This is a genomic window from Candidatus Omnitrophota bacterium, assembly GCA_016929445.1.
GTDB lineage: Bacteria > Omnitrophota > Gorgyraeia > JAFGIU01 > JAFGIU01 > JAFGIU01.
Genome location: JAFGIU010000021.1, coordinates 1 through 5016, shown reverse-complemented (window position 1 = coordinate 5016; position 5016 = coordinate 1). Strand labels below are relative to the sequence as shown.

Annotated in this window: 4 protein-coding genes; all 4 read left to right on the top strand. The window is 56.5% G+C overall.

What is annotated here, in order from left to right; translation table 11 throughout:
- The first annotated feature begins 186 nt into the window (after positions 1 to 186).
- Positions 187 to 2763, top strand: a complete 2577-nt coding sequence (clpB, locus tag JW937_02210; GenBank protein MBN1586226.1) for an ATP-dependent chaperone ClpB — start codon at positions 187 to 189, stop codon at positions 2761 to 2763.
- Between the two features lie 13 nt (positions 2764 to 2776).
- Positions 2777 to 3763 (top strand): MoxR family ATPase, encoded by a 987-nt coding sequence (locus tag JW937_02205; protein ID MBN1586225.1) that lies wholly within the window; start codon positions 2777 to 2779, stop codon positions 3761 to 3763.
- A gap of 3 nt (positions 3764 to 3766) precedes the next feature.
- On the top strand, positions 3767 to 4645 hold the full coding sequence (locus tag JW937_02200) for a DUF58 domain-containing protein (GenBank protein ID MBN1586224.1): 879 nt from the start codon (positions 3767 to 3769) through the stop codon (positions 4643 to 4645).
- Positions 4642 to 5016 (top strand): DUF167 domain-containing protein (locus JW937_02195; protein MBN1586223.1); only part of this gene is annotated, 375 nt, incomplete at its 3' end. The genes JW937_02200 and JW937_02195, both read left to right, overlap by 4 nt.

Genomic DNA, 5016 nt, shown 5'->3' with positions numbered 1-5016 from the left:
GCCACGGCGCATTTGTTTATTGTGAATCCGCTGCGGGGCGGAGGGGTGTCCGCACTCTTTAGCACCCACCCGCCGACCGAAGAAAGAATTCGTCGACTGCAGGCACTGCATGTGTAGGGACGAATCTCGCGTAACCAGAATAGGGGATAGGGGTTGCCGAGAACCGTCCCTGGTTTGGAGGGAATTATGCGTTTTGACCGGTTTACGGTGAAAGCTCAAGAGGCGGTGGCCAACGCGCAGCAAGAGGCGTCCAACCGCAATCATCAAAAGATTTCTCCGGAACATTTGCTTCTGGCATTGGTCACGGAGAAGGCCGGCGTTGTGCCCGCACTTTTGGGCAAATTAGGTTGTCAGGTGGACGGGGTTGCAAAGCGATGTCAAGAAACCCTGGGCAAACAGCCTTCGGTCACAGGCTCCGGGGCCTCTGAGGTCTACTTGGCTCCGGAACTCCAGGAAGTGTTTCGCGTCGCAGAGTCTCAGGCTCAAGAAATGAAGGACGAATACCTGAGCACCGAACATCTCCTAATCGCGTTGACCACTTCCAAGACTCCGGCCGGCGAGATCCTGCGCAGTTCGGGTGTGAGCAAAGAGACCCTCCTCAAAGCCTTGATTGATATCCGGGGCGCCCAGCGCGCCAACGATCCTAACGCAGAAGAGCGTTACCAATCTTTGGAAAAATTCGGCAGGGATCTTACGGCCCTGGCCCGCGCCGGAAAACTGGATCCGGTCATCGGCCGCGACGAGGAAATCCGCCGCGTGATCCAGGTGCTTTCGCGGCGCACCAAGAACAATCCCGTGCTCATCGGCGAACCGGGAGTGGGGAAGACCGCTCTTGCGGAAGGCCTCGCACGCAGAATTGTGGAAGGGGACGTGCCCGAGGGTCTAAAGGACAAACGCGTCATTGCCTTGGATATCGGGGCCCTGGTGGCGGGCTCCAAGTTTCGCGGCGAGTTTGAGGAACGTTTGAAGGCCGTGATTCAGGAGGTGGAGGCGCGCGCCGGGCAGATCATCCTCTTTATTGACGAACTGCACACCTTAGTGGGAGCCGGGAAAACCGACGGGGCCATGGATGCCTCCAATCTGTTGAAGCCGGCTTTGGCGCGCGGCCAGCTGCGTTGTGTGGGTGCCACCACGCTGGATGAATATCGCAAGCATATTGAAAAGGACGCTGCTTTGGAGCGCCGTTTCCAGCCCGTACTTGTGGATCAGCCCACGGTGGAAGATACGGTGGCGATCCTGCGCGGTCTCAAGGAACGCTACGAAGTGCACCACGGCGTCCGTATCCGGGACGCGGCGCTGGTTGCGGCGGCACAGCTTTCGGACCGCTATATCACGGATCGCTTTCTGCCGGATAAGGCCATTGACCTGATTGATGAAGCCGCGGCGCGCTTGCGGATCGAAATCGACAGCCTGCCCACAGAGATTGACGCGATTCAGCGCCGTATCATGCGGTTGGAGATCGAAAAGGAGGCTCTGAAGCGGGAAGGAGACGCCGGCTCCAAAGAGCGCCTGAAGTCGATCCAAGAAGAACTCACGGGTTTGAAGGCAGAGAACGACCAAATGCGCGCGCATTGGGAAAAAGAAAAGCAAGCGATCGACCGTATCCGGAAGCTCAAGGAGACCTTGGAGCAAGGTAATTTGGAGGCCGAACGCGCAGAGCGATCCGGGGATTTGGGCAAGGCCGCGGAGTTGCGTTACGGCAGGATCCCGGAGACGCAAAAGGCCATTGAACTCGAAGAAGCTCGCTTTGCGGAGCTTCAAGGACAGCATCGTATGTTGCAGGAAGAGGTGGATGAGGACGATATTGCGCAGATCGTGTCCAAGTGGACCGGAGTTCCGGTCTCGCGTTTGGTCGAAGAGCAAACCGAGAAACTGATTCATATGGAGGAGCGCTTGCGCACCCGCGTCATCGGCCAGGAAGAGGCCATCGTTGCTGTCTCCGATGCAGTGCGGCGTTCGCGCAGCGGATTGTCGGACCCCCACCGGCCTATCGGATCTTTTCTGTTTGTGGGCCCGACCGGCGTGGGAAAGACCGAGCTGGCCAAGTCCTTGGCTTGGTTTCTGTTTGACGACGAAACCGCGCTCATTCGTTTGGACATGTCGGAGTATATGGAAAAGCACGCGGTCTCGCGTTTGGTCGGGGCGCCTCCCGGCTATGTGGGCTATGAAGAAGGCGGCCAGCTTTCCGAGTCGGTCCGCCGCCGTCCCTATGCTGTGGTGCTCTTGGATGAAATCGAGAAGGCCCACCGGGATGTCTTCAATATTTTGCTGCAGATTCTGGATGACGGAATGCTCACGGATTCCCAGGGCAGGCATATCAACTTCAAGAACACAGTCATTATCATGACTTCCAATATCGGAAGCCAGTGGATTGCGGAATCGGCTGATCAGCCGGAAGAACTGAAAAGGCGCTTGCAGGAGGGTCTCAAAGAGTATTTCCGCCCCGAGCTTTTGAATCGCATTGATGAGACACTCATATTCAAACCTCTGTCCCAGAAAGACTTGGCACAGATAGTGGATATCCAGCTCAAGCAGCTGCAACTGCGCCTGCAAGCAAGGCAGATGGATCTCAAGGTGACGGATGCGGCCAAGGCTTTATTAGCAGAGCGCGGGTATGACCCGGCCTTTGGCGCTCGTCCTCTCAAGAGAGTGTTGCAGAAACTTGTTGTCGATCCTTTGTCCAAGCAATTGCTTCAACAAGAATTTGCTCCGGGAGCCACGATCACAGTGGATTCACGCCGCGGAGAAATTAAAATCAGCTAGAAGGAGGAAGTTCATGAACCAAGACGTTAGAGCCATACATGAACGTGTTGAATCCGAAGCAGTCTTTGTGCGTTCACTGCTTCAGGAACTGGAGAAGGCTATTGTCGGTCAGTCCGAAATGCTCCGGGGTATGCTCATCGCGCTCTTGGCAGACGGGCATGTTTTATTGGAGGGTGTCCCGGGCCTTGCCAAGACCCTGGCCATCCGCTCCTTGGCTCAGGCAGTTCAGACTAAATTTCAGCGTATACAATTCACGCCTGACTTGTTGCCGGCAGACCTGCTGGGCACGCTTATTTACAACCCCAAGACTTCCGAGTTCACAATCAAGAAGGGTCCGCTGTTCAGTAATATCGTTCTCGCGGATGAAATTAACCGTGCTCCTGCAAAGGTTCAAGCCGCGCTTTTGGAGTGCATGCAGGAGCGCCAGATCACTTTGGGCGAGACCACCTTCAGGCTGGAGGAACCGTTTCTTGTGCTGGCCACGCAAAACCCGATTGAGCAGGAGGGGACCTATCCTTTGCCCGAGGCCCAGGTGGATCGCTTCATGCTCAAAATCGTAATCACCTATCCCAACAAAGAGGAAGAGAAGCAGATTCTCGAGAGGATGTCCGCAGCCAATGTCCCGGCCATTGCTCCGGTGGTTTCGCCGCAGGATTTGATTCGCGCGCGGGGGACAGTCAATTCAATCTACATGGATGATAAAGTGCGCGACTACATCGTGGATTTAGTGCTTGCCACGCGTGAGCCCGAAAAGTATGGGTTGGATATCAAGCAGCTCATTGCTTATGGCGCATCGCCGCGTGCCACGGTCTTCATGGCCCGTGCGGCAAAGGCCCATGCCTTTTTGGAAGGAAGGGCCTATGTGACTCCGGACGACGTCAAGTCTGTGGCCATGAGCGTGTTGAGGCATCGTGTGATTATCACTTACGAGGCCGAGGCCGAAGAGCTGAACTCTGACGCTGTGGTGCGCCGTGTATTGGACGGGGTTGAGGTACCCTGATCCATGATCAATCCCGAAATCCTTAGAACCATACGCCGCATTGAAATCCGCACGGGGCGCCTCGTGCAGGAAGTTTTTGCAGGCGAATACCAGAGCAGCTTCAAAGGCCAGGGGATTGAGTTCGATCAATTGCGCGAATACACACCCGGCGATGATGTGAGGCTGATCGACTGGAATGTGACAGCGCGCACGGGCAAGCCCTTTATGAAGCAGTTTGTGCAGGAGCGCCAGCTCACGGTGATGCTCGTGGTCGATGCCAGCGCTTCAGGCCATTTCGGTTCGCGAGGCCGCACCAAGGCCGAGCTTGCCGCAGAGCTTGCCGCGGTTTTGGCCTTTTCCGCGATTCAAAACAAAGACAAGGTGGGGCTCCTCCTTTTTACGGATCAGGTGGAGCGTGTGATTCTGCCGGATAGCGGACGCCGTCACGTGTTGCGCGTGATTCGCGAAGTGCTCTACAACCAGCCCAAGGGCCGGAGAACGAATATTGCCGCAGCTCTCAATTATCTCAATCGCGTGCAGCGCCGTCGCGTAGTGGTTTTTCTCATCTCCGATTTTCTGGACAAAAACTTTGAAAAGGCTTTGCGGCTAACGCATGCGCACCACGACTGTGTGGCAATTGCGCTTTCGGACCGGCGGGAAGAAGAGCTTGCTTCCGTGGGCTGGCTGCGCGTGCACGATGCAGAGGAAGGCCGGGAAATTAGCGTGAATACCGCGGATGCAGGAGTGCGCGTCCGGTTTGAGGAAGCCACGGCCAAGCGCCTGCAGGAGCGCAAACGGCTTTTTGATTCCATGGGTCTGGATGCGATTAATGTGCGCGTGGGCGAATCCTATGTGGAGCCTCTCATCAAGTTTTTCAAAATGCGAAGCAGGCGCATGCGATGAGTGAATTCAAGGGGCGGCTTGTGGAGGTGCGCGTTGTGCCCAAGGCCGGGGCCGAGGGGGTGGAATGCATTGGAGAGGATCAATACAAGGTGCGGGTAACTGTGGCGCCGGAAAAAGGCAAGGCTAACGCGCGAGTCCTTCAGTTGTTGGCGAAGGAGTTAAATTGCGCGCCCTCCAATCTGAAAGTGGTGCGCGGCGAATCCTCCAGGACCAAGTGGGTGCGTGTTTTGCTGATGCTTATTGTGGCGGGCTGGAGCCTGGGCTTGGTCTCAAGTCCCGGAGTTAAGGCCCAAACGGCGTCGGAGGTCAGTGTGCAATGCGTGGCCGAACCTACGAGCATCACCGTGGGCGACGAGATTACAGTGCGCGTC